The organism is Magnetospirillum sp. (genome assembly GCA_027532905.1).
GTDB lineage: Bacteria > Pseudomonadota > Alphaproteobacteria > CACIAM-22H2 > CACIAM-22H2 > Tagaea.
In genome coordinates this window covers 956883-980056 of the sequence record JAPZUA010000001.1, presented here as the reverse complement: position 1 = coordinate 980056, position 23174 = coordinate 956883, and the positions used below count along the sequence as shown (strand labels likewise).

The 23174-nt window shown below is 65.6% G+C and carries 23 protein-coding genes; 11 read left to right on the top strand and 12 right to left on the bottom strand.

All coding sequences use genetic code 11. The annotated features are described in order from the left end of the window. Positions 1 to 25: 25 nt before the first annotated feature. From glpK to ugpC, 5 genes are all read left to right on the top strand, one after another. Positions 26 to 1546, top strand: a complete 1521-nt coding sequence (gene glpK, locus O9320_04760) for a glycerol kinase GlpK (GenBank protein ID MCZ8310141.1) — start codon at positions 26 to 28, stop codon at positions 1544 to 1546. A 140-nt stretch (positions 1547 to 1686) separates the two neighbouring features. After that, positions 1687 to 3012, top strand: coding sequence for a sn-glycerol-3-phosphate ABC transporter substrate-binding protein UgpB (gene ugpB / locus O9320_04755; GenBank protein MCZ8310140.1), 1326 nt, complete (start codon positions 1687 to 1689; stop codon positions 3010 to 3012). A 76-nt stretch (positions 3013 to 3088) separates the two neighbouring features. Next, the gene (gene ugpA, locus O9320_04750; protein MCZ8310139.1) at positions 3089 to 3970 is read left to right on the top strand and encodes a sn-glycerol-3-phosphate ABC transporter permease UgpA; all 882 of its coding nucleotides are present in this window, start codon (positions 3089 to 3091) and stop codon (positions 3968 to 3970) included. Next, positions 3970 to 4821 carry a sn-glycerol-3-phosphate ABC transporter permease UgpE gene (gene ugpE / locus O9320_04745; protein MCZ8310138.1) on the top strand — a complete coding sequence of 284 codons (852 nt, stop codon included), beginning with the start codon at positions 3970 to 3972 and terminating at the stop codon, positions 4819 to 4821. Before ugpA ends, ugpE begins: the two co-directional genes overlap by 1 nt. 25 nt (positions 4822 to 4846) lie before the next feature. Beyond that, positions 4847 to 5935, top strand: a complete 1089-nt coding sequence (ugpC, locus tag O9320_04740) for a sn-glycerol-3-phosphate ABC transporter ATP-binding protein UgpC (GenBank protein MCZ8310137.1) — start codon at positions 4847 to 4849, stop codon at positions 5933 to 5935. A 24-nt stretch (positions 5936 to 5959) separates the two neighbouring features. On the opposite strand, the gene O9320_04735 is transcribed toward ugpC, so the two are convergent. Continuing rightward, a complete protein-coding gene (locus tag O9320_04735; GenBank protein ID MCZ8310136.1) occupies positions 5960 to 6823 on the bottom strand; it encodes an endonuclease/exonuclease/phosphatase family protein in 864 nt (287 codons plus the stop codon). On the opposite strand from O9320_04735, the gene O9320_04730 reads away from it, so the two are divergent. Together O9320_04730 and O9320_04725 are read left to right on the top strand one after the other, a co-directional pair. Then, positions 6822 to 7742 (top strand): DMT family transporter, encoded by a 921-nt coding sequence (locus O9320_04730; GenBank protein ID MCZ8310135.1) that lies wholly within the window; start codon positions 6822 to 6824, stop codon positions 7740 to 7742. The two genes, O9320_04735 and O9320_04730, sit on opposite strands and share 2 nt — an antisense overlap. Positions 7743 to 7836: 94 nt before the next feature. Continuing rightward, complete coding sequence (locus O9320_04725; protein ID MCZ8310134.1) at positions 7837 to 8100, top strand: hypothetical protein; 264 nt, start codon at positions 7837 to 7839, stop codon at positions 8098 to 8100. A gap of 297 nt (positions 8101 to 8397) precedes the next feature. Here O9320_04725 and phaZ read toward each other — a convergent pair whose 3' ends face one another. The 4 genes from phaZ to cobA are packed head-to-tail and all read right to left on the bottom strand — an operon-like array spanning position 8398 to position 12114. Beyond that, positions 8398 to 9624, bottom strand: a complete 1227-nt coding sequence (phaZ, locus tag O9320_04720; GenBank protein MCZ8310133.1) for a polyhydroxyalkanoate depolymerase — start codon at positions 9622 to 9624, stop codon at positions 8398 to 8400. A gap of 8 nt (positions 9625 to 9632) precedes the next feature. Beyond that, positions 9633 to 10949 carry a cobyrinate a,c-diamide synthase gene (locus O9320_04715; GenBank protein MCZ8310132.1) on the bottom strand — a complete coding sequence of 439 codons (1317 nt, stop codon included), beginning with the start codon at positions 10947 to 10949 and terminating at the stop codon, positions 9633 to 9635. Next, positions 10946 to 11254, bottom strand: a complete 309-nt coding sequence (locus O9320_04710) for a hypothetical protein (protein ID MCZ8310131.1) — start codon at positions 11252 to 11254, stop codon at positions 10946 to 10948. The genes O9320_04715 and O9320_04710 overlap by 4 nt, the downstream gene beginning before the upstream one ends. Positions 11255 to 11268: 14 nt before the next feature. Beyond that, on the bottom strand, positions 11269 to 12114 hold the full coding sequence (gene cobA, locus O9320_04705; protein MCZ8310130.1) for a uroporphyrinogen-III C-methyltransferase: 846 nt from the start codon (positions 12112 to 12114) through the stop codon (positions 11269 to 11271). A 49-nt stretch (positions 12115 to 12163) separates the two neighbouring features. Between cobA and O9320_04700 the strand changes: the two genes are divergently transcribed. Genes O9320_04700 through O9320_04690 form a run of 3 tightly spaced genes read left to right on the top strand, consistent with a single transcriptional unit; the run spans position 12164 to position 14553 of the window. After that, positions 12164 to 13249 (top strand): cobalt-precorrin-5B (C(1))-methyltransferase, encoded by a 1086-nt coding sequence (locus tag O9320_04700; GenBank protein ID MCZ8310129.1) that lies wholly within the window; start codon positions 12164 to 12166, stop codon positions 13247 to 13249. Beyond that, on the top strand, positions 13246 to 13983 hold the full coding sequence (locus O9320_04695; GenBank protein MCZ8310128.1) for a cobalt-precorrin-6A reductase: 738 nt from the start codon (positions 13246 to 13248) through the stop codon (positions 13981 to 13983). Before O9320_04700 ends, O9320_04695 begins: the two co-directional genes overlap by 4 nt. A gap of 9 nt (positions 13984 to 13992) precedes the next feature. Further along, a complete protein-coding gene (locus O9320_04690) occupies positions 13993 to 14553 on the top strand; it encodes an ankyrin repeat domain-containing protein (protein MCZ8310127.1) in 561 nt (186 codons plus the stop codon). 3 nt (positions 14554 to 14556) lie between these two features. On the opposite strand, the gene cobM is transcribed toward O9320_04690, so the two are convergent. From cobM to O9320_04660, 6 genes are read right to left on the bottom strand one after another with little or no spacing between them, the layout of a single operon-like run. Further along, positions 14557 to 15321 carry a precorrin-4 C(11)-methyltransferase gene (cobM, locus tag O9320_04685; protein ID MCZ8310126.1) on the bottom strand — a complete coding sequence of 255 codons (765 nt, stop codon included), beginning with the start codon at positions 15319 to 15321 and terminating at the stop codon, positions 14557 to 14559. Further along, positions 15318 to 17084, bottom strand: a complete 1767-nt coding sequence (gene cobJ, locus O9320_04680; GenBank protein ID MCZ8310125.1) for a precorrin-3B C(17)-methyltransferase — start codon at positions 17082 to 17084, stop codon at positions 15318 to 15320. Before cobJ ends, cobM begins: the two co-directional genes overlap by 4 nt. Further along, complete coding sequence (cobI, locus tag O9320_04675) at positions 17081 to 17785, bottom strand: precorrin-2 C(20)-methyltransferase (protein ID MCZ8310124.1); 705 nt, start codon at positions 17783 to 17785, stop codon at positions 17081 to 17083. Before cobI ends, cobJ begins: the two co-directional genes overlap by 4 nt. After that, a complete protein-coding gene (gene cbiE, locus O9320_04670; GenBank protein MCZ8310123.1) occupies positions 17782 to 18987 on the bottom strand; it encodes a precorrin-6y C5,15-methyltransferase (decarboxylating) subunit CbiE in 1206 nt (401 codons plus the stop codon). Before cbiE ends, cobI begins: the two co-directional genes overlap by 4 nt. After that, complete coding sequence (locus O9320_04665; protein ID MCZ8310122.1) at positions 18984 to 19610, bottom strand: precorrin-8X methylmutase; 627 nt, start codon at positions 19608 to 19610, stop codon at positions 18984 to 18986. Before O9320_04665 ends, cbiE begins: the two co-directional genes overlap by 4 nt. A gap of 6 nt (positions 19611 to 19616) precedes the next feature. After that, positions 19617 to 20657 (bottom strand): sirohydrochlorin chelatase, encoded by a 1041-nt coding sequence (locus tag O9320_04660; protein ID MCZ8310121.1) that lies wholly within the window; start codon positions 20655 to 20657, stop codon positions 19617 to 19619. Between the two features lie 53 nt (positions 20658 to 20710). Between O9320_04660 and cbiB the strand changes: the two genes are divergently transcribed. Next, entirely contained in the window at positions 20711 to 21712 is a 1002-nt protein-coding gene (gene cbiB, locus O9320_04655; GenBank protein MCZ8310120.1) for an adenosylcobinamide-phosphate synthase CbiB, read from the top strand. On the opposite strand, the gene O9320_04650 is transcribed toward cbiB, so the two are convergent. Further along, positions 21709 to 23172, bottom strand: a complete 1464-nt coding sequence (locus O9320_04650; protein MCZ8310119.1) for a cobyric acid synthase — start codon at positions 23170 to 23172, stop codon at positions 21709 to 21711. The two genes, cbiB and O9320_04650, sit on opposite strands and share 4 nt — an antisense overlap. Positions 23173 to 23174 lie beyond the last annotated feature (2 nt).

The window sequence follows — 23174 nt, the reverse complement described above, 5'->3', positions numbered from 1 at the left end:
CACGAGGGGAGCGGCGGCAAGTTCCATGTCCGGCAAATATCTGCTTGCGATCGACCAGGGTACCACCTCGACGCGCGCCATCCTGTTTGCGACCGACGGCACGCCCGTTGCGTCCGCCCAAGTCCAGCTCAAGCAATATTACCCTTCCCCCGGTTGGGTCGAGCATGACGGCGAGGAGATTTGGACCGCAACCTTGTCGGTCGTGCGCCGCGCGCTTTCGAACGCCAAGGCCAAAGCCGCCGACGTAACCGCGATCGGCATCACGAACCAGCGCGAAACCACGCTCGTGTGGGATCGCGAGACGGGCAAACCCATCCACAAAGCGCTCGTCTGGCAGGATCGGCGCACGGCCGATTGGTGCCGCACGATGCGCACGAAGATCGGCGACGCCGAACTCGGCAAGCGCACGGGCCTTTTGTTCGACGCGTATTTCTCCGGCTCCAAAATCGCGTGGCTGCTCGACAATGTGGCGGGTGCGCGGGCTGCCGCCAAAGCCGGGCGGCTTGCGTTCGGCACGATCGACACGTTTTTGCTGTGGCGCCTTACGGGCGGCAAGGTGCATGCGACGGATGCCACGAATGCCGCGCGCACGATGCTGTTCGACATCAAGCGCCAAGTCTGGGACGCGGAATTGCTGAAGGCGTTTGCGATCCCGGCAAGCCTGCTGCCGGAGGTGCGAAATTCGGCCGACGATTTCGGCGCTGCCGACGCGAAGCTCTTCGGCGGGGCCATTCCCATTCGCGGCATCGCGGGCGACCAGCAGGCGGCCGCGTTCGGCCAAGCGTGTTTTTCGCCGGGCATGGTCAAGAGCACCTACGGCACGGGTTGTTTCGTGCTGCTCAACACCGGCGACAAATTCGTGCGTTCGAAAAACCGCCTCTTGTCCACCGTCGCCTACAGGCTCGGCGGCAAAACCGCCTACGCGCTCGAAGGCTCGATCTTCATTTCGGGTGCGGTCGTGCAATGGGTGCGCGACGGGCTCAAAGCCATCGCCAACGCCGCCGACAGCGAAGCGATCGCGCGCAAGCTCGACGGCAATGGCGGCGTCTATCTCGTGCCGGCCTTCACGGGCCTTGGTGCGCCGTGGTGGGACCCCGATGCGCGCGGAGCCATCCTCGGCCTTACGCGCGATTCAGGGCAAGCGCAGATCGTGCGCGCCGCCCTCGAATCGACCGCTTACCAAACGCGCGATCTGATGGCGGCGATGCAGAAAGATCTCGGGCCCAAGGCCGCGATCAAGACACTGCGCGTCGATGGCGGCATGGCGGCGAACGACTGGGTCATGCAGTTTTTGGCCGACCAGCTCGGTGTGGCGGTCGACCGTCCCGTCGTGACCGAGACGACCGCTTGGGGGGCGGCGGCGTTGGCGGGGCTGGGGGCGGGCGTCTATGGCTCGACCGCCGACATCGCCAAGCTGCGCCGCGCCGACCGGCTGTTTACGCCAAAAATGGCGGCGGCCGCGCGCGACAAGCTCTATGGCGGCTGGCAAGACGCGGTCGCGCGCGTGCGTTCGGACTATTCCGGCAGTCGGAAAACCACCCGGTAAGAGCGCACTATTCTTGCCCATCGGGCTATGTCATAAAAGCTTCACAAAAGCGTTGCACACGAGACATTCTGCACGCTTAAACGACGCAGGAGCCCGTTCGTGCGGGCGAATCCTTGCGTCACAAAAAGGGGAGAGACCTGATGATTTTTCGTCGAAATCTGCTTTGCGCCACGGCCGCCGCCGCGATGGTCGCCGCCGCTGCACCTGCCTTCGCGCAAGTCGAGATCCAGTGGTGGCATGCGATGACGGGTGCGAACAACGACGTCGTCAACCGCCTTGCGGATGAATTCAACGCCTCGCAGCGCGAATACAAAGTCGTCGCGTCCTACAAAGGTTCGTACCCCGACACGATGAACGCCGGCATCGCCGCGTTCCGCGCCGGCAACGCGCCGCACATCATGCAGGTGTTCGAAGTGGGGACGGCCACGATGATGGCAGCCCGCGGCGCCATCAAGCCGGTCGCCGATCTCATGAAGGAAGCGGGCGAACGCTTCGATCCGTCGTCCTATCTGCCGGCGGTCGCGGGCTACTATTCCACCGCGCGCGGCGAGATGCTGTCCTTCCCGTTCAACTCGTCGTCGACGGTGATGTGGTACAACAAGGACGCCTTCCGCAAGGCTGGCCTCAATCCGGACGCGCCGCCCAAGACTTGGCCCGAAGTGTTCGAAGCCGCCAAGAAGCTTAAGGCGTCGGCCACGCCCAATTGCGGCTTCTCGACCGCGTGGGTCACGTGGGTCAACATCGAGCAGTTCTCGGTGTGGCACAACATTCCGATCGGCACCAAGTCGAACGGCATCGACGGTTTCGACACCGAGTTCCGCATCAACTCGCCCACGCATGTGCGCCACTTCGCCAATCTGGCCGAACTCGCCAAGGACAAGACCTACGTCTATGGCGGCCGCACCAACACGGGCGAAGGCACGTTCACGTCGGGCGAATGCCCGATCATGATCACCTCGTCGGGCTTCTACGGCAACGTCAAGGCGAACGCCAAGTTCGACTGGGCCAACGCCGCGATGCCGTACTATCCGGACGTGGCGGGTGCGCCGCAGAACTCGACGCTCGGCGGCGCTTCGCTGTGGGTCATGGGCGGCAAGAACGCCAACGAGTACAAGGGCGTTGCCAAGTTCTTCGCCTTCCTGTCGGACACCGACCGCCAGGCGCGCCTGCACACCGAATCGGGCTACCTGCCGATCACGACGGCGGCCTACGAAAAGGTCAAGGCGTCGGGCTTCTACAACACGAACCCCTATCTCGAGACGCCGCTGAAGTCGCTCACGAACAAGGCGCCGACCGAGAACTCGAAGGGTCTGCGCTTCGGCAACCTCGTCCAGATCCGCGACATCTGGTCGGAAGAAATCGAAGCGGCCCTGCAGGGCACCAAGACGGCCCAGCAGGCCATGGATGCGGCCGTTGCGCGCGGCAACGCCTCGCTGCGCCAGTTCGAGCGCACGGTCACGCGCTGAACGCGGTCTGAAACGGGCGGGCCGGGTCCTTCGCGGACCCGGCCCGTTTCTTCGAAGGAAACGGAGACTTCGCAGCATGGAACGACGCGCGCTGTTCGGCGGCAAAGTCCTGCCCTATTCGCTACTGCTGCCGCAATTCGCGATCGTCGTCGTCTTCTTCTACGTGCCGGCCGTACAGGCGGTCTGGCAATCGATGCTAATGCAGGACGCGTTCGGCATTTCGACCGAATTCGTGTGGTTCGAGAACTACACGATCCTCGCCGCCAACCCCGAATATTACCGCACGATGGGCACCACGGCCGTGTTCTCGGTGCTGGTCGCATTTCTGTCGCTGTCGAGCGGGCTTCTGCTCGCCGTGATGGCCGACAAGCAGATCAAAGGGGCCACCATCTATAAGACGATGCTGATCTGGCCCTATGCGGTGGCCCCGGCCGTTGCAGGCGTTCTGTGGCTCTTCATGTTCCAGCCGTCGCTCGGCATGCTCGCCAAGGCGCTGCGCAGCTGGGGCATCGACTGGAACCCGCTCTTGAACGGCAACCACGCGATGATCCTCGTGGTGCTGGCCGCCACGTGGAAGCAGATCTCGTACAATTTCCTCTTCTTCCTCGCCGGCCTCGCCGCGATCCCCAAGAGCGTGATCGAGGCCGCCGCCATTGACGGAGCGCGGCCGATGCGCCGCTTCTGGACGATCATCTTCCCGCTGCTATCGCCCACGGCCTTCTTCCTGCTCACGGTCAACATCGTCTACGTGTTCTTCGACACGTTCGGCATCATCGACTCGGTCACGAGCGGCGGCCCTGCCGGTAACACGACGACGATGGTCTACAAGGTCTATGCCGACGGCAAACTCGGCAGCGATCTCGGCGGCTCGGCTGCCCAGTCGGTCGTGCTGATGGCGATCGTGATCGCGCTCACGGCCGTGCAGTTCAAATTCGTCGAGCGCCGGGTGCAGTACTGATGGTCGAGCGCGAAACCCTCGTCGGCCGCGTGGTGCCGCATGTCGTGCTGCTCGTCGGCGTGTGCATCGTCGCGTTCCCGGTCTATCTCGCCTTGCTCGCCTCCACTTACGACGCCGCCACCGTGCAGAACGGCCAGATGTCGCTGTTGCCCGGCAACCAGATGCTGGAAAACTACGAGCGCATCGTGTTTTCTGGCGCTCGCGCCACCACGCGCGAGCCGGTCGGCACGATGCTGCTGAACAGCTTCGTGATGGCGCTCGTCATCGCACTCGGCAAGATCGCGATCTCGCTGATCTCGGCCTACGCGATCGTGTTCTTCCGCTTTCCGTTCCGGATGGCTGCGTTCTGGCTCATTTTCGTCACATTGATGCTGCCCGTCGAAGTGCGCATCTATCCCACCTACAAGATCGTCGCCGATCTCGGCCTGCTCGACACCTACACTGGCCTCACGCTGCCGCTGATCGCGTCCGCGACCGCCACGCTTCTGTTCCGCCAGTTTTTCATGACCGTGCCCGAAGAACTCGTCGAAGCGTCGAAGATCGACGGGGCGGGGCCGGTGCGCTTTTTCAAGGACACGCTGCTGCCGCTGTCGATCACGACGATGGCGGCCCTGTTCGTGATCCAGTTCATCTACGGCTGGAACCAATATCTGTGGCCGCTTCTGATCACGACGCGCGACAACATGCAGACGATCGTGATCGGCATCAAAAAGATGATCGTCACGCAGGACGCCTTGACAGAATGGCAGCTCGCGATGGCCACAGCGGTGCTCGCCTTGCTGCCGCCGGTGCTGGTCGTGGTGCTGATGCAGAAGCTGTTCGTCAAAGGTCTGGTCGAGACGGAAAAGTGACGAAGGCGCGCGAAGGACGGAAGAAATGGCGAGCGTGATTCTCGATTCGGTGCGCAAGGTCTATGCGGGCGGCGTGGAAGCCGTGAAGGGCATTTCGCTCACGATCCCCGACGGCAATTTCACCGTGCTGCTCGGCCCCTCGGGCTGCGGCAAGTCGACGCTGCTGCGCATGATCGCGGGTCTCGAGGAGATCAGCGGCGGCACAGTTTCGATCGGCGGGCGCACGGTCAACGACGTCGAGCCGTCGGAGCGCGACATCGCGATGGTGTTCCAGAACTACGCGCTCTATCCGCACATGTCCGTGTACGACAACATGGCCTATGGGCTGCGCAATCGCGGCACGCCCAAGGACGAGATTGCGCGGCGCGTGGCCGATGCCGCCCGCCTGCTCGCGATCGAGCCCTACTTGAAGCGCAAGCCGCGCGCCCTTTCGGGCGGCCAGCGCCAGCGCGTGGCGATGGGACGGGCCATCGTACGCGAGCCGGCGGCGTTCCTGTTCGACGAGCCGCTGTCCAATCTCGACGCCAAGCTTCGCGTGCAGATGCGCCTTGAAATCCGCAAGCTGCACAACCGCCTCAAGGCGACGTCGATCTTCGTCACGCACGACCAGGTCGAGGCGATGACGCTCGCCGACCAGGTCGTGGTCATGAATGGCGGGCGCATCGAACAGGTCGGCACGCCGCTCGAAATCTACCGCGCTCCTTTGAGCAAATTCGTGGCGACGTTCATCGGCTCGCCGGCGATGAATCTGGTTTCGGGCACGGTCGTGTCGGCTGACGAGGTGGCGCTTGCCGATGGCAGCCGCCTGCGTTTCGATGCTGCCGTTTACGCGCCCGGCAAAGGGGCGAAGGTCGAAGTCGGTCTGCGCCCGGAAGAAGCGAAGGTCGAAGCGGCCCCGGGGCCGCAGCAGCCGCGTCTGCAGTGCGACGTGACCGAAGAGCTTGGAGCCACGCGCCTACTGCACGGCATGCTGGCGGGCGAAGCCTTCGTGCTCGCCCTGCCATCCGATGCGGCCGATCCGGGGCGGACGATCGCGGTTTCGGCGTCGCCCGCCAACGTGCATCTGTTCGACGTCGAGTCCGGTCGCAGCCTGCGGCGCAGCCCCAACGCCTAAATCTCGCCGCCTAAATCTCGGCGCCTAAAGCTCGATCTCCGTCCAGATCGGCTGGTGGTCGGAACCTTGGGCGTCGTTGTCGATCCAGGCGCGTTTGATCCGGGGGCCCAAGACCGCGCTCGCCATGCAGAAATCGATGCGCTCGCGATGCGTGAGCGTACTGTCGCAGCTCCAGCCGCTCGCCACATCGTTTCCGGCCGCCACATAGGCATCGACGAAGCCGCTTCTGGCCGTCACGCGGCCGAACTCGGCCGACAGCGGCCCGACCAGCCGCGCATAAAGCGGCGAGCGGAAGGTGATGTTGAAATCGCCCATGAACAAAGCCGCCTGCGGCATCGGCGGCGGCGGTCGGCCTTGGGTCCAGTCGGCATCTTTGTGGGCACCGAACCACGCCCCGCCTTCGTCGGGGGCGGTGCGGTGGAGTTCGATGAGCCGGTCCACTTGGGCGGCGCGGTCGCCGTCGTCGATATGCGAGAGATGCAGCGAATAGAGACGCAAGGGCCCCGCCGTCGGCGTTTCGATCACCCCTTCGAGAGCCGAGCGCTGCAGGCAGAATTGATGGACCGCGCCGTATTTGGGCAAGAGATGGTTGCGCGACGTGACGATCGGCGTGCGCGACAGCAACATGTTGCCGAACTGGCGGCGCGCACCACCGGGCCGGCCGGTGTCGGCATCCATGTCGTAGCCGGGTCCGTAGACCCAGTAGAAATCCGGCAACAGGGCCGCAAGCTCGGCCGGCTGGTCGACATTGCCGGAACGCGGCCAGAAGCGCTCGACCTCCTGCAAAGCGATCACGTCGGCATCGGCGACGCTTGCGGCAATGCGCGCAAGGTCGAAACGACCGTCTTTGCCCTTGCCGTATTGGATGTTGTAGCTTGCGAACTTCATGGATTCGTCTCCTCCCGCTGCAGCGCCGACCCTGACAGGTCGCCGACTCTATCTCGCCCTCGGTTACATGTTGTGCATGGGCCTGATCTGGGGTCTGCAATTTTCGCTCGCGAAGATCGCCTATGCGTCGGGCATCCATCCGTTCGGCTTCACGCTGGCGATTTCGGTGTCGGCCGCTTGCCTGTTGGCGGCGGTGGCGCGCTTTCGCGGCGCCAGCCTGCCGCTCGCCCGCCGCTTTTGGGTCTATACGCTGATTGCCGGGGCCACCGCCATCGCGATCCCCAATTCGCTGGCGGTGCTTGTCGTCGGCCATGTGCCGGCGGGGCTTGCGGCCGTTCTCAACACGCTGTCGCCACTGATGACCTATGCGATGGCGCTCGGCCTCGGCATGGAAAAGCGCCACAGCCTGCGCCTGCTCGGGCTCGGCTGCGGGCTCGCCGGTGCTTTGCTTGTGGTAGGGCCGCGCGCGAGCCTGCCGGATCCCGACCTGCTGCCCTGGGTTCTAGCGTGCCTGCTGATGCCGTTTTTCTACGCCGCTTCGAACATTTACATCGCCAAGGCGCGGCCCGACGGCGTCGATTCGATCGCTTTGGCCGCGACCATGCAGATCGGAGCCGCCGCCTGCATCCTGCCGCTCGCGGCTGGATTGGGCGTGTGGCACCTGCCGATCCCGCCGCAGAACAACGGCGACTGGGCGCTGTTGCTTCAATGCGCGCTCGCCGGTATCGGCTCGCTGCTGTTTTTCGAAACCTTGCGCCTCGCAGGGCCGGTCTTTTTCAGCCAGACCGGTTTTCTCGTGACGCTCGCCGGCGTGTTCTGGGGCTGGCTGCTGTTCGGCGAACAGCACAGCCTCTACATCTGGGCCGCGATGGCATCGATCTTCGTGGGCCTCGCCCTCGTCACGCGCGCGGGGCGGTAGGGGCGCGCACGCGGTATTGATATGCCGCAATGCGCAGGGCTCTCAAACGGCGCAGCCTCTATCCTTCGCTGTCACTCGAAGGAGGCATGAGCCCATGGATCGCCGTCTTTTCCTGACTGTATTGGCAACCGGTATCGTCGTTGCCCCGCTCGCCCAGGCGCAGATGCGCGACGATATGCGCAAGCGCTGGGACGACATGGACCATCCGGCCCGCGAGCGTGCGATGGATCGCATGCGCGGGCCGCGCACCGAGCCGTCCTATGAGCAGATGCGCGAACGTTGGGACAAAATGTCGCCCGAGACTCGCCGCAAGATGATCGAGCGGCATGATCAAATGCGTGGTGAAATGCGCAAATAAGTTTATTTTCTGATTGCGTACATAAAGCGAATATGATTTCATCAGTGCATCGTCGGCGACGGCGTGTGCTGTTTGAAAAGTGAAGAGGAAGATGGCGGCAAACGCTCCTACGCGACAGCGGCGAAAACCGCTGTTTCGGACGCGACGTTTGCTTATTTATCAGATACTTGAGGCGAAAAATGTCGCGCCTATGTCGCGCGCATGTTGCGCAGATGGCGCATAAATGTCGCGTCTATGTCGCGCAAAATTTTGCGGTCCGTAACTCGGGCGTCTTGCCGACGCGTCAGCGCCCCGGCTCTATCGATTGTCGCGGATGAAGCCGCGCACTTGCGGCAGGATCTCGTTGCGCCAACGCTTGCCGTTGAAGATGCCGTAATGGCCGACATTCTTCTGCAGCCAGTGGCGGTGTTTGTCGCTGGGCAGGTTGTTGCACAGCACATGCGCTGCGTAGGTCTGGCCCACGCCGGAGATGTCGTCGAGTTCGCCTTCGACCGTGAGCAGGGCCGTGTTGCGGATCGCACTCGGATCGACCTTACGGCCGCGCGAAACCCACGTCCCCCGCGGCAGATCGTGGTCCTGGAAGGCGACCTTGATCGTCTGCAGATAGAAGGCAGCGTCGAGATCCATGACCGACAGATACTCGTCGTAGAATTCGCGATGGCCTTGAGCGCTGAGGCCGTCGCCGCGCACGAGATGCTGGAACTGCTTCATGGCCGAGCCGACATGGCGGTCGAGATTCATGCTCATGAAGCCGCTGAGCTGCAGAAAGCCCGGATAGACCCGGCGCATGAAGCCCGGATAGTTGGCCGGTACGGTCGACAAGACCGAGCGTTCGAACCATTCGATCGAACGTTCGGCCGCAAGCTGGTTCACCTTCGTGGGGTTCACGCGCGTATCGACTGGTCCGCCCATCAAGGTCATCGAGCGCGGCGCCAAAGCGCCGTCGTCGGCCGACATCAGCGCCACGGCTGCCATCACCGGCACCGAGGGCTGGCAGACCGCGATGATATGGGTCTCAGGGCCCAGCACTTCGAGGAACTCGATCAGATAGTCCACATACGCGTCGAGATCGAAGGGCGGGCCTTCGACGAGCGGCACGAGTGCGGCGTTGACCCAGTCGGTCACATAGACATCGTGGTCGGGCAGCAGGGCTTCGATCGTGCCGCGCAGCAAGGTCGCGTAGTGGCCAGACATCGGGGCCACGACCAGCACTTTGGGATCGTTGCGCGTCGTGGGCGTGGCGCGGTCGAAATGCAGCAGATCGCAGAAGGGCTTCGTGTGCACGACCTCTTCGACAATCGGGCATTCCACACCGTCGATCGTGACCTGGTCGAGGCGGAAGGCGGGCTTGCCGTAGCGGCGCGTGGCGCGCTCAAGCATCTCCGCACCGGCAGCCATCGCGCGGCCCATGCGTGTGTACGACATCGGCATGAGCGGATGGCTGAACATGTGCTGGACGGTTTCGGCGGCCAAACGCACGGGCGAAAGCATCGTCTGCTGCATGTCGTAGAAATGGTAGAGCATGGGCGGGTTCAAGCCTCAGTGCGGTCGATCAGATGAAAAAACGATCCGGCGAAATTGTCGCGTCGCAAGCCGCCGGAGTCTAGCGCATGTCCGCGCGCGTCGCATGTTTCGAACAGCGCATCGGCCGGATTTTCGCCCGAAACGGTCGAATAGTGGAATTCGTGGCCGCGAAACATCGCTCCGGCCGCACCGAACGGTGTTCGGTTCCGCAGCCGCATCGCCCGATACCCCAAATGCAATTTACGAGTCGCAAATGAGGTATCGATCGGCAGCAGGTCGAGCATCGCGTGGCGGATGCCGGAAGCGTCTTCGAGGCTGCGGCCGAGAGTCATATAGCCCCCGCATTCGCCGTAGACGAAGCCTCGGAAACCACGCAGAGCGGTTTTGAAACGGGCAGCTGCGGCGAGCGTTGCGGCATGCAATTCAGGGTAGCCGCCGGGCAAGAACACGGCATCGGCGTCGGGCGTGGGGGGCTCGTCGGCAAGCGGGCTGAAGAAGCTTAAACTCGCACCCTGGCGGCGCCAGGATTCGAGCAGGGTCGGATAGGCGAAGACAAAAGCGGCGTCTTTGGCGATCGCGATATGTTGGCCCAAGGGCGGGATCAAGATCGGCGGCGCAGCGGCGGCGAGATGGCTTGGCCGGGCAAGACCCACGATCGCGTCGAGATCGACGCCGGCGGCACACGCATCGGCAGCGCGCTCGAGGAAGGGTTCGAGGTCGCTTCGTTCGCCCGCCGGTACAAGCCCCAAATGCCGCTCGGGCACGACGAGATCGGCTTGGCGCTTGACCCCGCCCAAAAATGCGATGGAGGGGCAATGGCGTTGCAGGGCCTCGCGCAGCAGGGCGATGTGGCTTGCACTTCCGACCCGGTTGGCAATGGCGCCGACGACTTTAAAACCTTTGGCAGCGTTTTCGAAACCCGCCACCAAAGGTCCAACCGAAGCGGCAAGCCCGCGCGTATCGACGACGAGGAGGATGGGCCAGCCGGTCTCGGCGGCGAGTTCGGCGGTGGAGGCGGTCCCGGCGGCGTCAATACCGTCATAGAGCCCCATCACACCCTCGCACAGCACGAGGTCGGCGTTCTGGCCAAGCTCGGCAACGAGGCCCGCCCGTGTTGCAGGCCGCATCGCCCACGGGTCGAGATTGGGGCAGGGCCGGCCTGCGGCCGCTTGGTGGAAGGTCGGATCGATATAGTCGGGGCCGATCTTGGCGGGCGCGATGCGCAGGCCCTTGCGGACCAGCGCGCGTGCCAGCCCCAGCGCCAGGGTCGTCTTGCCACTGCCCGAGGCGGGCGCGGCCAGGATCAGCCCCGGTGTTTGCCTCAAGAGCGGCGGTCGCCGGCGGTGGGCCCGCTCGTTTCGGAGCCGCGCTCGCGCCGCCAACCGCGCAGCTCCATGCAGCGCCGATACTCTTCGGCCACCACCGACTGGCCAACATTGCGGCCTGCATCGGTGGAGTAGGAGGGCCCGCGCTCGATATAGCCGTAGTCGCCCGCATTGCGGCGGCATTCGCGCTGGTCGTAGTCGAGCTGGCCTGCCGGCGCACTTTCCTTGACCCAGGACGTGCGCGATTCGCAAGCGCCCAAGGCGAGGACCGCGAGGAGGGCTGCCGCAAAAGTCGGACGCACCATGTGCTGTTTTCCTTTCATGCCGTTTCCGCCGTCTGGCGGTTGCCCAGACCCAGCGGGTCGGGATCGAGGATGCGGCCCAGAGCCTGGCCCTGCCAGTCGAGCCCGGCGCGCAAGCGCACGACCTCTCCGACCACGAACAAGGCGGGCGGTTCGATGCCGCTGGCGTGCGCATCGGCAGCCGCGCGGGCGAGCGTGGTTTCGACCACTTGCTGGTCCTTGGTGCTCGCGCGCACGACCAGTGCCGCGGGCGTGTCGCCGGCACGGCCGGCGGCGATCAGCAGGTCGGCGATGCGGCCCAGATGTTTGAGCGCCATGTAGAAAACGAGCGTTGGCGCACCGTTGGCAAGGGCCGGCCAGTCGAGACCGTCGGGCACGTCGCCGGTCACGCCGTGGCCGGTGATGAAGGTCACGGCGTGGTTGGTGTCGCGATGCGTGACCGGGATACCGGCATAGGCAAGCCCGCCAATACCCGACGTGATGCCGGGCACGATGCGGAACGGGATCCCGGCACCGGCAAGGCCAAGCGCTTCTTCGCCGCCGCGGCCGAACACAAATGGGTCGCCGCCTTTGAGGCGCAGCACGCGTTTGCCGCTGCGCGCCAGCTCGATCAGGCGAAGCGTGATGTCGCGTTGTTTGGGGCTCGGGCGGCCGCCGCGTTTGCCCGCAAACCACAGGCTTGCCCCGGTGCGCGCGAGCTTCAGGATCCGCGCATCGACAAGTGCGTCGTAGACGACGCAGTCGGCCCCCCGCAGCGCATGCAGGCCGTACAGCGACAACAGCCCGGGATCGCCCGGGCCAGCCCCCACCAGCCAAACGCTGCCCGGTTCGAAGACCGGCATTTCAAGACCGTGATCGTCCATCGCTGCCAGTCTATCCGGCCCGGGCTTGCGATGCTACCCTACTGAAATCATGGTCGAAGACGAACTTCCGCCCAAGCCTTCGGGGCCTTTGCGCAGCGGCTGGACGACCGGGGCCTGTGCCGCCGCCGCCGCCCGGGCCGCCGCCGAAGCGCTCGCGACGGGGCGGATGCCGTCGGCGGTCACGATTCGCCTGCCGCAGGGCCAAACGCCGACATTTGCCGTCGTCGGCGGCATTGTCGGCGCCGATTTCGCCGAGGCCGGCATCGTCAAAGACGCCGGCGACGATCCCGACGTCACACACGGCGCCGAAATCCGGGTCCGGCTCGTGCGCAATGTCCCCGGCCAGGGGCTCGCTTTTCGCGCCGGCATCGGCGTCGGCACGGTCACCAAACCGGGCCTCGCCCTTGCCGTCGGCGAGCCGGCGATCAATCCGGCACCCCGAGCCATCATCGCGACGGCGCTGGCCGAGTACGGAGCCGACTGGATCGTCACGGTGTCGATCCCGGACGGCGAAAAGCGCGCCGTCAAAACGCTGAATGCGCGCTTGGGCATCGTCGGCGGTTTGTCGGTGCTGGGCACGAGCGGCATCGTCACGCCCTATTCGTGTGCCGCCTGGATCCACTCGATCCATCGCGGCATCGACGTGGCCCGCGCCGAGGGCTTGGCCCATGTCGCGGCGGCCACCGGCTCGACCTCGGAGGCGTTTGTGAAGAGCTTTTATGCATTGCCCGATTCGGCCCTGCTCGACATGGGCGATTTCGCGGGCGGCACTTTGAAGTATTTGCGGGTCCATCCGGTCGCACGCGTGACCGTCGCGGGCGGTTTTGCCAAGCTTGCCAAACTCGCGGCGGGGGCGATGGATCTGCACTCGTCGCGCAGCCGCGTTGACGGTCGCCATCTCGCCAACCGCCTCGCAGCCTTGGGTGCTGCCCCCGAACTGTGCGAAGCGGCATCCGCCCCCGACGCTTCGGCCGGTGCGATCCTCGCACTGGCACGGTCGGCCAAACTGCCGCTCGCCCAGCGCATCGCCGAAGACGCGCAGCGTATCGCCGCCGAGATCGCCGGCCCCGCGATCGCCCTCGACGTGCTGGTCGTCGACCGGGCGGGCGAACTGATCGGACAGGCAGGGCCATGAAAAAGCGCATTCTCATTCTCGGCGGTACCGGCGAAGCGCGGTTGCTCGCCGATCGCCTCGTCGGCGATGGCTACGAGACCATCCTGTCGCTTGCCGGGCGAACGGCAGCGCCGAGTGCGAGTGCTGCCCAGATGCGCAGCGGCGGCTTCGGCGGGGCAGCTGGGCTCGGCACCTATCTCCGTGCCGAGAACATCGCGGTCTGCATCGATGCCACGCATCCGTTTGCCGTTCGCATGTCCGCCAACGCAGTCTTGGCCTGCACGCAAGCCAATGTCCCACGTGCGGCCTTTGTGCGGCCCGAATGGCCGCCGGTCGACGGCGACCGCTGGCTCTTTGTCGACGACGTCGGGGCCACCGTGCGGCTGTTGCCCGCGATGGGGCGGCGCGTGTTCGTGGCCTTCGCAGACGGGCTTGCCCCGCTTGCCGCCCTCGACCTCGACTTCCTGGTGCGGCGTGCCGAGCCTGGTCCGGTCGATTTGCCGGGCGCGCGTGTCGTCGTGATGCGCGGCCCCTTCGAACGCGAGGCCGAACGCCGCTTCCTCAAGTCCGAAGCCATCGAGGTCATTCTTGCCAAAGCAAGTGGTGGCGACTCCGCGCGCGCGAAGCTCGATGCCGCGCGCAATCTCGGTCTGCCGGTCGTGCTGCTGCGCCGTCCGTCGCCGCCCCCGGGACCGACTGTGGCAAGCATTGCCGACGCCGTCGCTTGGCTTGCGACGCACGCGGGAACTTCCTAAAGTCCAGTCATGCGTCGCTTCGTTTTTGTCTTTCTCGCCGTGCTGCTTGCCGTGCCGGCCCAAGCCCAGATCGGCATCGAAGTGCTGATCCGCCGCCCGCTTGCCGAGGCGGTGCGGGAAGGCAGCGTCGACGGCGTGCGCCAGCAGTTGATTGCCGGCATCTCGGCCAACCAACTCGATCTCGACAATCGTCCGGCCCTGGTAATCGCCGCCGTGGGCGGCAATGCCGAGATCGCCAAGATGCTGCTCGACGCGCGCGCCACGCCCGATCTTCGCGACCGCGAGGGCCGCACGCCGCTGATGTGGGCAAGCGAACGCGGCCATGTCGGCGTCGTGCAGGCCTTGATCGCCGGCCGCGCCAATCTCAATCTGATCGAGCGCAGCACGAGTTCGACCGCCCTTATGCTAGCCGCGCGCGAGGGGCATTTGCGGGTCGTCGAAGCGCTGGTCCAGGCCAAGGTCGATTTGACGCCGACCGACGCCACGGGCCGCACGGCGCTTGCGATCGCCGAGGCCGCGAATCGGCGAGCGATTGCCGATTACCTGCGTCGAAACGGTGCGCCGCGCTGATTTTCAGCGCTTTGCCGCCGGGCGCAGCACATGGGTATGGTCGGCGGCATAGAGGCGGCTGTCGGCCGCATTGTCCGCGCCCAGGCCGGGACCAACAAGAATGAGGGCGGTGCGCGTGAAGCCCGCCGTTTTGACCTTGTCGCGAATATCGGCAAGCGTGCCCGCAAGGAATTGCTGGTCGGGCCAACTTACTCGGTAGCCGATCGCGACGGGACAATCGCTGCCGTAGAGCGGCGCCAACTCGCGTACGACTTTGGCAAGGTTGGCGATCGACAGATGGATGGCGAGCGTTGCCCCCGTCGCGGCGAAATTCGCCAGCGTCTCGCCGTTGGGCATCGCCGAAGCGCGCGTGGCGGTGCGCGTGAGCACCACGCTTTGCACAATGCCCGGCAAAGTGAGCTCGGTGCGCATCGCCGCCGCCATTGCGGCATAGGCGGGCACGCCCGGGATCACGTCGTAGGGAATGCCGAGCGCATCGAGCCTTCGCATCTGTTCGGCGGTCGCACCGTAGAGCGACGGATCGCCCGAATGCACGCGGGCCACGTGCTGGCCTTTGGCGTGGGCCGCCGCCATCGCGTCGACAATCGCGTCCAGCGCCAATGGGGCGGTGTCGATCGCTTCCACACCCGGCCGCCGCTCGGCAACGATTTCGGCGGGCACGAGCGAGCCTGCATAGAGCACGAGGTCGGCGCGCTGGATGGCGCGCAAGCCGCGCAAGGTGATGAGGTCCGGCGCACCCGGTCCCGCCCCGATGAAATCCACACTCATGGCGTTTCCTTGGCCGCATAGCCGCGCGGCGTGTAAAGCCGTTGCTGGCCGCCCATCGCAAAAGCGCGCGTGGCCGCGCTGCCGATCATGACGAGCGTGAGCATGTCAACGCTTTCGACCCAATCGTCGCCGAGGCGGAAGATCGACACCTTCTCGCCGTCGCGCCCGAGATTGCGCGCACACGCCACCAAGCAATCCGCACCGCGCGCCGCCGTGAAGATGTCGCGCGCCAGCGGCAGCAGGCTGCGCCGCCGTTCGGAGGCGGGGTTGTAGAGGGCCACGACAAAATCGCCGTCAGCGGCCGCACGCAAACGCTGCTCGATCGTGGCGGTCGGCGTCAGCAAATCCGACAGCGAGATCGCGCAGAAATCGTGGCCAAGCGGGGCGCCAAGCCTTGCCGCTGCTGCCTGCAAGGCCGAAATGCCGGGGCAGACGCGCACTGCGATGCGCCGGCGCTCGGGCGCACCGGCTTCGAGCCGCTCGAACGCTAGCGTCGCAAGCGCATAGATGCCGGCATCGCCCGAACAGACAAGCGCCACACGCCGTCCTTCGGCCGCAAGATCGAGCGCACGTTCGACGCGGCCCGTTTCGTGGCCCAAGCCCGTTTCGAAACGCTGCTTGCCATCGATCAGATCGGCGACGAGATCGAGATAGAGCCCGTAGCCGACCACGCAGTCGGCTGCCGCGAGGGCTTCGCTCGCTTCGGGTGTGCGCCACGCGTCGCTGCCCGGACCAATGCCGACAATGTCGAGATGGCCGCGCGCGCGGCCGATCTTTGCCGCATCGAGCGGAACGGGCGATACGGCGACCGCACAGGTCGCTCGAATCGATTTGCGCTTGGGCACCAGCAGTGTCCCGGTCGACCCCACGGCTGCGAGTGCGGATGCCTCGGCGACGGACGCGGTGCCCACGGTGGCGCGGACATAGTCGGAAGGTGCCGTCACGCGCGGCTCTTGCGCCGAAAGCGTGGCTGCATCGAAGAAGCGCGCGGGCACGCCGAATTTTTCGGCGACTGCCAGCAAGCCAAGCTCGTCGGATTTGACATCGATCGACACGAGGCATGCGACGGCAGCGGCGGCCAAGCCTGCTTCGTCGAGCGTTGTTGCAATCAGCGTTTCGATTTCGGCCTGCGACGTGCCGCGCTCGCAGCCGACCCCGACTGCCAGCAACGGCGGGTGATAGATCAGCGCCTTCGAATCGGCGGCTTGCTTGTGTGCCGTGACGCGGATCGTCGTTTGCGCGGTTTCGCTTTGCGGCAAGGTATCGAGCCAGGGAGCAGTACCTTCGATGCGCACGCTTTCGCCCGCGAGCAAAGCTGCCGCCACGGGCTTTACCGCGTCGATATTGGCGATGCGCCAGCCCGGCGGCGGTTCGTCGAGCGACACGCAGAGGGCAACATCGCCCGCCGTGGTGACGGCCGCTTGGCCGCCGAGGGCAGCCGCGACATCCTGCGCCAAGCGGTTTGCGCCGCGATGACCGCCCAAAAGCGGGATCGCGAATTTGCCATCCGCACTGACGGCGACGACCGGCGGCTCGCTCCGTTTGTCGTCAAGCAGCGGAGCGACCGCGCGCACGAGGATGCCGGCTGCACAGAAGCCGACAATGGATCGACCGGCCGCGAACAGGGCCGCCAGATGCGCGGTTGCGTCGTCGAAGGCGATTTCGGCGTCGGCAACGCGCGGGCGAAAGCCATGCAGCTCGCCGTCAAGCTTGCGGGCAAGATCGGCACCGGCTTGCGTGAGGCAGAAAAGAACGGGCTTCATGTCCAGGCCTTGCCGCGCCGATGCACGAGGATCAGCGAAAAATAGGGGGCGGTCGCGTGCGTGGCTTGCGCAAGCGGCATTGTGCGTTCGCCGTCGAGCCCGGCGCGTTCGACATAGACTGCGCGGTCGCCAAGGCCGAGCCGCGCGAGTGTTTCGCGCAGCCGCGCGAAATGGCGGCCGAGTTTCAGGAAGACCAGCGAATCGTGCGCGGCGATACGCCGTTCGATCTCGTCGTCGGTCAAGGTCGCAGGCACCACCGTCACGCTGTCTTCGCGCGCGGCGAGTGCGTGGTGCGAAAGGGCGGCCGACGCCGCAAACGACGTGACGCCGGGCACGATACGCGTTTGGAAGCGCTCGGCAAGTCGCGCATGCAGATACATATAGCTGCCGTAGAACAGCGGATCGCCCAAGCACAGAAGCGCCACGTCGCGGCCCGCCGCAAGATGTTCGGCTAGCAACGCCGCACCGGCATCGTACGCGTCTTGGGCGGGATGGCGTTCGATCTCGATCGGCAGGCGGATCGGCAGTTCGATCTTGCCGATGGGGATGTGCGGGGCGGCAATACGGCGCGCCAAGGCCTCGCCCGATTCCGGGGCGGGATACGCCAAGACTGGGCACGAAGCGATCAGCCGCACAGCTTTGAGCGTCAGCAACTCGGGATCGCCGGGTCCCACGCCAATGCCGTAAAGGGTGCCGCTCATGTCTTGCGCCCGATCCATTGCGTGACGGGCATCGCGGCACGCCAGCCGCGATGCGGACCGACCGGCTCGGCATGTGCGACGGCGAGGCGCATCATCTCGCCGCCGTTGCTGCGGTGAAGTTCGGCCAGCACGCTCTCGCCTTCGAGCGTCACGGCATTGGCGACGAACAGGCCACCCGGTTTAAGCGCTGCCCACGCCGCATCGACGAGGCCTTGTGTGGAAAGGCCGCCGCCGACGAACACGGCATCGGGGGCGGGAAGGCCCGTGAATGCCGCTGGCGCCGAGCCTGCGACCGCCTGCAAATGCGGCACGCCGAGCGTTTGTGCGTTGTGCAGGAGGCGCGCATGGCGCGCGGCATCGCGCTCGACGGCGATCGCGCGTGTGTGCGGCACCGCGCGCAGCCACTCGATGGCGATCGAGCCATTGCCTGCCCCGATATCCCACAAAAGCTGGCCGGGAAGGGGTGCAAGAGCTGCAAGCGTTGCTGCTCGTACTGCGCGTTTTGTGAGTTGGCCGTCATGTTCGAAAGCGGCATCGGGCATGCCCGGAACACGCGACAGCGCAAGCGTGTTTGCGTCGGCCGCACATTCGATCGCGAGCGTATTGAGATCGGCATAGGGACCCGGCGGCAACGATGCGGCTGTGCGAACGATGCGCCGCATCTTCGGCCCGCCCAAATGTTCGAGCACGGTCACGGGCGAAGCGCCATAGCCGCGTGCCGCCAGAAACGCCGCGATCGCGGCAGGGGCTGCCCTATCGGCGGTGAGGGCAAGCAGCTTGGCGCCTGGTGCGAGATGCAAAGCGAGCGCTTCGAGCGGGCGGCCATGCAGACTGATTTTTTCGGCCGCATCGAGTGGCCAGCCCATTTCGGCCGCCGCCAATGCAAAGGCCGAGACATGCGGCAGCACAGCCATCTCGTCGATGGAAAAGCGTTTCAACAGCGTGGTGCCGATGCCGAACCACATCGGATCGCCGGAGGCGAGGACGGCGACACGCGTGTTGCGCCTTGCCGCGATGAGGTCGAACGTCGCGTCGAGTGGGCTCGACCATTCGAAGCACTCGGCGCTTGTGGCGCCGACGAGTCCAAGATGGCGTTTGCCGCCGATCAGCGTTTGTGCCGAAGCGATCGCCGCCGACGCTGCCGCCGACAAGCCGCCAATGCCGTCTTCGCCGATGCCGACGATCGTGAGCCATTTGCTCATGGGTTGGCCTCGGGATTGCCGAACAGCGCGTTGATCGCGGCAGCGGCCATCGCACTGCCGCCGCGCCTGCCCGGCAATGTCGCAAATTCAAGTCCACGCGGCGCGGCGACAAGTTCGGCTTTCGACTCTGCGGCGCCCACAAACCCTACCGGAAACGCAAACACCGCCGCCGGACGCTTGCCGCCGGCATCGATATTCTCGAGCAAGCGGAACAACGCCGTCGGTGCATTGCCGATGGCGACGACCGCCCCTTCGATGTCCCACAGATCGACAGCGGCAGCCGAGCGCGTGGTGCCCAGTGCTGCCGCACGCGCCGCTGTTTCGGGTGCATCGATCGTGCATTTGATCTGCACGCCCGCTGGCAGCCGCTTGCGCAAAACTCCATGGGCAACCATCTGCGCGTCGCACAGCACCGACGCGCCGTTCTGCAAGGCAGCACGCGCGGCGGCAATCGCGTTCGGGCTCACGACCAGCGTGTCGATCACATCGACCATGCCGCAGGCATGTGCCACGCGCGCCGCCAAGGCCGCCTGATCGGGCGGCAGGCGGCCCAAATCGCGCTCGCTTCCGATCGTGGCAAAGGAGCGGCGATAGATCTCGGCCGGGTTGCGCAGATAGTCCATGCGAGCTCAGTCGTGTTTGTGCGGATGCGGATGGGGGTGCGCATGATCGTGGCCATGGCCATGGTCGTGCGCGTGCCCACGCGCATGGCCGTGATCGTGCCCATGGTCGTGGCCGTGGTTATGGCCATGCCCATGCCCATGATCGTGGCCATGGCTATGGCCATGGTCGCCGTCGGTGCCGATCCCGCGCACATGCAGATGGTGCCCGGCCTGCAGGGCCCCCACATCGGCCTCGTAGCCGATAATCTGCGTCCGATATTTGCACACCATGCAGTTCATCGCGTTCTGGCCGCTGCCGATTTCGCCGAGCCGCTCGAGGAAGGCGGCGACGACGTTGGGATGCGTGCTGAGATAATCGGCCGTCAGAAACTCGACGTCGCCGTTGAGGCGCGCCACTTCGGCCGTCTGTTCATAGATGCGCTTGATGAGAATGCCGTTGAACAGGAAATACGGGAACACGACGATGCGCCGGAAACCGAGACGCACGGCGCGCGCCAAGCACTCGTTCGTGCGCGGATGGGCCACACCCGAATAGGCCACGGTCGACCAGCCGAAGCCCATGCCCTCCCACAGCATGCGCGCCACTTTGGCGACGTTCGAGTTGGCGTCGGGATCGTTGGTGCCGCGCCCGACGACCACGAGCAGAGTTTCGGCGCGCGTGGCGGGGCGCGTGGCCTTCGCCTCGGCCTCTTCGATGCGTTGCTTGGCCGCTTCGATGAGCTTCAGATCAATCGCAAGATCGCGGCCGAACTCGACCTTGATGCCGGGATTTTCGGAGGCCCAGGTGTTGAGCTCCCACGGCAAGTCGTTTTTCACGTGGCCGGCCGCAAACAGCATGGCGGGGACGGCCTTGATGTGCGTGGCGCCCTGCGCTTTGAGGCTGTCGAGCCCTTCGCGGATCATCGGGCGGGCGAATTCGAGAAAGCCCGAGCCCACGGCGCGGCCCGGCAGCTGCTTGCGCAATTCGGACACGAGCGTGTCGAATTCGCGCACCGCGTCGAGGTCGCGGCTGCCGTGGCCGCAGATCATGATGGCGCTGTCGTTCATTTGATGCTCCTGGTCGATTGATTTTCGCGTCCGCAGCGGCCAAGGTGCCCGGCATGCCGATTCTGCCGGGCCCTGGTTTTGTCGATCCGCTGCTGATCCTGTTGGCGGCCCTTGCCGCCGATGCCGTGGTGGGCGAAATGCGCCCTGTTTTCGCGCGGATCGGCCATCCGGTGCAATGGTTGGGTGCTCTGATCGCAGCACTTGAAGCGCGCCTCAACCGTCCGCAGCGCAGCCCGCGCGCGCGCCGCGTGCGCGGCGGGCTTACAGTCGTGCTGGTGGTGGGGCTTGCCGCAACGCTCGGCTGGCTCGTGTTGCTCTACGCGCGGCGCTACCCGTGGGGTGCCGCCGTCGAAATTCTGATCGTGACGGTGCTCGTCGCCCAGCGCTCGCTCTACGACCATGTCGCAGACGTCGCGAACGGTCTCGACAAAGGCGGGCTTGCCGGCGGGCGCTTGGCCGTGTCGCGCATCGTCGGGCGAGATCCCGAAAGCCTCGACGCGCACGGTGTCGCGCGTGCGGGTATTGAATCGCTCGCCGAGAATTTCTCCGACGCGGTCGTGGCCCCTTGCTTCTGGTACGTGCTGTTCGGCTTGCCGGGCCTGATGGCCTACAAGGCCGCCAACACGCTCGATTCGATGATCGCCCACCGCAACGAACGCTATCTCGATTTCGGCCGCTATGCGGCACGTCTCGATACGGCGATGAATTTTCTCCCCGCACGCTTGAGTGCCTTGATCGTCGCGGCGGCGGCGTTTGTCGCACCTGGTGCCAAACCCTTCAAAGCCGTAGCGACAGCAGTAAGCGATGCGCGCAAACATCGCTCGGTCAATGCGGGCTGGCCCGAGGGTGCTTTTGCGGGCGCACTCGGTCTTGCGCTCGCAGGTCCCCGCCGCTACGGCAGCGAACTGGTCGAAGATCCGTGGATCGGCAAGGGCCGGGCGCGCGCCACGCTCGAAGATATGCGCCGCGCGCTCTGGCTGTTCGTGGCCGCGTGCCTCGTGCATGCGGGCCTGATTGCCGCACTCGCCGTCGGCCGTTTGGCGCTGCTGGCTTAGCCGCATCGCGCAAACTCCAAGAGCCGGTCGAGATCGAGCGATGCTTCGAGATGGGCTGCGAGCGCGTCGAGCGTGCGGTCGACGGATGCGTCCGTATCTTCGGGCATGGCGATGGCCGCGTCCAACCGTGCGAACCAAGCTTTGCTGAATTCGGCGTTGCCGAACAGCCCGTGGATATAGCAGCCCATCGCGCGGCCATCGGCCGAGACGGCCCCTTCGGGCACGCCGCCAAGATCGAGGAGCGCGCGCGCGGAACCGGTTGTCAGCCCAAGATGAATTTCGTAGCCGCGAATGCGGCAGCCCGAATGCGCATCGATCGCATCGATTTCGCGTAACGTCTTTGCAGGGGCGAGCACGCTGTCGATGTCGAGCAGCGCAAGTCCCGGCACGGCCGCAGGCGGGCCTTCGAGCCCGTCGGGATCGGCGATCGTGCGGCCCATCATCTGATAGCCGCCGCAGAGGCCCACGACGATGCCGCCGCGACGGCGATGGGCGGCAATGTCGATGTCCCAACCTTGCGCGCGCAAGAAGGCGAGATCGGCGATCGTGGCTTTGGAGCCGGGCAGCAGCACGATGTCGCAATCGCCTTGCAAGGCCTCGCCCGGCTCGAGCAAAGCCAAATCGATCTCGGGCATAGCGGCCAAAGGATCGAGATCGTCGAAATTCGCGATGTGCGGGAGATGCGGCACGCGGATCTTGATCTTGGCGCCGTGCTTGCGCGCATAGCGCTCCCCAAGACCCGCACTGTCCTCGGCGGGCAGCTGTGCCGCTGCGGCAAACCACGGCACCACGCCGAGGCAGGGCGCTCCCGTCCAGCGCTCGATCGCCTTGCGGCCGTCGTCGAACAAAGAAATATCGCCGCGGAATTTGTTGACGATCGTGCTGACGATGCGCGCGCGTTCGTCTGGCTCCAGCACAGCAAACGTGCCCGCGAAGCTTGCGATCACGCCGCCGCGTTCGATGTCGCCGATCAGCACCACGGGCAAGTTTTCGGATTCGGCAAAACCCATATTCGCGATGTCGCCCGCGCGCAGATTGATCTCGGCAGGCGAGCCCGCACCCTCGACGAGCACGAGATCGCATTGGCCGCACAGGCGCTGGAAACTCGCGCGCACCTCGGCCAGCAATTGCGGCTTCAGCGCATGGTAGTCGCGCGCGCGCGCCGTGGTGCGTACCTGGCCGCGCACGACGACTTGCGCACCCGTCTCGCTCTGCGGCTTCAGCAGCACCGGATTCATGTCGCTGTGCGGGCTCACAAAACACGCGCGCGCCTGCAGGGCCTGTGCACGCCCGATTTCGCCGCCGTCGGCGGTGACGGCGGCGTTGTTCGACATGTTCTGCGGCTTGAACGGACGCACGGCCAAGCCCCGGCGCGCATAGGCGCGGGCAAGCCCCGCTACCAGCAGCGACTTGCCGACGTTCGATCCCGTCCCCTGGAACATGAGTGCGCGCGCGGCCATGG

Excerpts from the sequence above, each read along its gene's own strand:
- glpK (MCZ8310141.1), top strand. The coding sequence starts at position 26 with ATGTCCGGCAAATATCTGCTTGCGATCGACCAGGGTACCACCTCGACG.
- ugpB (MCZ8310140.1), top strand. The coding sequence starts at position 1,687 with ATGATTTTTCGTCGAAATCTGCTTTGCGCCACGGCCGCCGCCGCGATG.
- ugpA (MCZ8310139.1), top strand. The coding sequence starts at position 3,089 with ATGGAACGACGCGCGCTGTTCGGCGGCAAAGTCCTGCCCTATTCGCTA.
- ugpE (MCZ8310138.1), top strand. The coding sequence starts at position 3,970 with ATGGTCGAGCGCGAAACCCTCGTCGGCCGCGTGGTGCCGCATGTCGTG.
- ugpC (MCZ8310137.1), top strand. The coding sequence starts at position 4,847 with ATGGCGAGCGTGATTCTCGATTCGGTGCGCAAGGTCTATGCGGGCGGC.
- O9320_04730 (MCZ8310135.1), top strand. The coding sequence starts at position 6,822 with ATGGATTCGTCTCCTCCCGCTGCAGCGCCGACCCTGACAGGTCGCCGA.
- O9320_04735 (MCZ8310136.1), bottom strand. The coding sequence starts at position 6,823 with ATGAAGTTCGCAAGCTACAACATCCAATACGGCAAGGGCAAAGACGGT.
- O9320_04725 (MCZ8310134.1), top strand. The coding sequence starts at position 7,837 with ATGGATCGCCGTCTTTTCCTGACTGTATTGGCAACCGGTATCGTCGTT.
- phaZ (MCZ8310133.1), bottom strand. The coding sequence starts at position 9,624 with ATGCTCTACCATTTCTACGACATGCAGCAGACGATGCTTTCGCCCGTG.
- O9320_04710 (MCZ8310131.1), bottom strand. The coding sequence starts at position 11,254 with ATGGTGCGTCCGACTTTTGCGGCAGCCCTCCTCGCGGTCCTCGCCTTG.
- cobA (MCZ8310130.1), bottom strand. The coding sequence starts at position 12,114 with ATGGACGATCACGGTCTTGAAATGCCGGTCTTCGAACCGGGCAGCGTT.
- O9320_04700 (MCZ8310129.1), top strand. The coding sequence starts at position 12,164 with ATGGTCGAAGACGAACTTCCGCCCAAGCCTTCGGGGCCTTTGCGCAGC.
- O9320_04695 (MCZ8310128.1), top strand. The coding sequence starts at position 13,246 with ATGAAAAAGCGCATTCTCATTCTCGGCGGTACCGGCGAAGCGCGGTTG.
- O9320_04690 (MCZ8310127.1), top strand. The coding sequence starts at position 13,993 with ATGCGTCGCTTCGTTTTTGTCTTTCTCGCCGTGCTGCTTGCCGTGCCG.
- cobM (MCZ8310126.1), bottom strand. The coding sequence starts at position 15,321 with ATGAGTGTGGATTTCATCGGGGCGGGACCGGGTGCGCCGGACCTCATC.
- cobJ (MCZ8310125.1), bottom strand. The coding sequence starts at position 17,084 with ATGAAGCCCGTTCTTTTCTGCCTCACGCAAGCCGGTGCCGATCTTGCC.
- cobI (MCZ8310124.1), bottom strand. The coding sequence starts at position 17,785 with ATGAGCGGCACCCTTTACGGCATTGGCGTGGGACCCGGCGATCCCGAG.
- cbiE (MCZ8310123.1), bottom strand. The coding sequence starts at position 18,987 with ATGAGCAAATGGCTCACGATCGTCGGCATCGGCGAAGACGGCATTGGC.
- O9320_04665 (MCZ8310122.1), bottom strand. The coding sequence starts at position 19,610 with ATGGACTATCTGCGCAACCCGGCCGAGATCTATCGCCGCTCCTTTGCC.
- O9320_04660 (MCZ8310121.1), bottom strand. The coding sequence starts at position 20,657 with ATGAACGACAGCGCCATCATGATCTGCGGCCACGGCAGCCGCGACCTC.
- cbiB (MCZ8310120.1), top strand. The coding sequence starts at position 20,711 with ATGCCGATTCTGCCGGGCCCTGGTTTTGTCGATCCGCTGCTGATCCTG.
- O9320_04650 (MCZ8310119.1), bottom strand. The coding sequence starts at position 23,172 with ATGGCCGCGCGCGCACTCATGTTCCAGGGGACGGGATCGAACGTCGGC.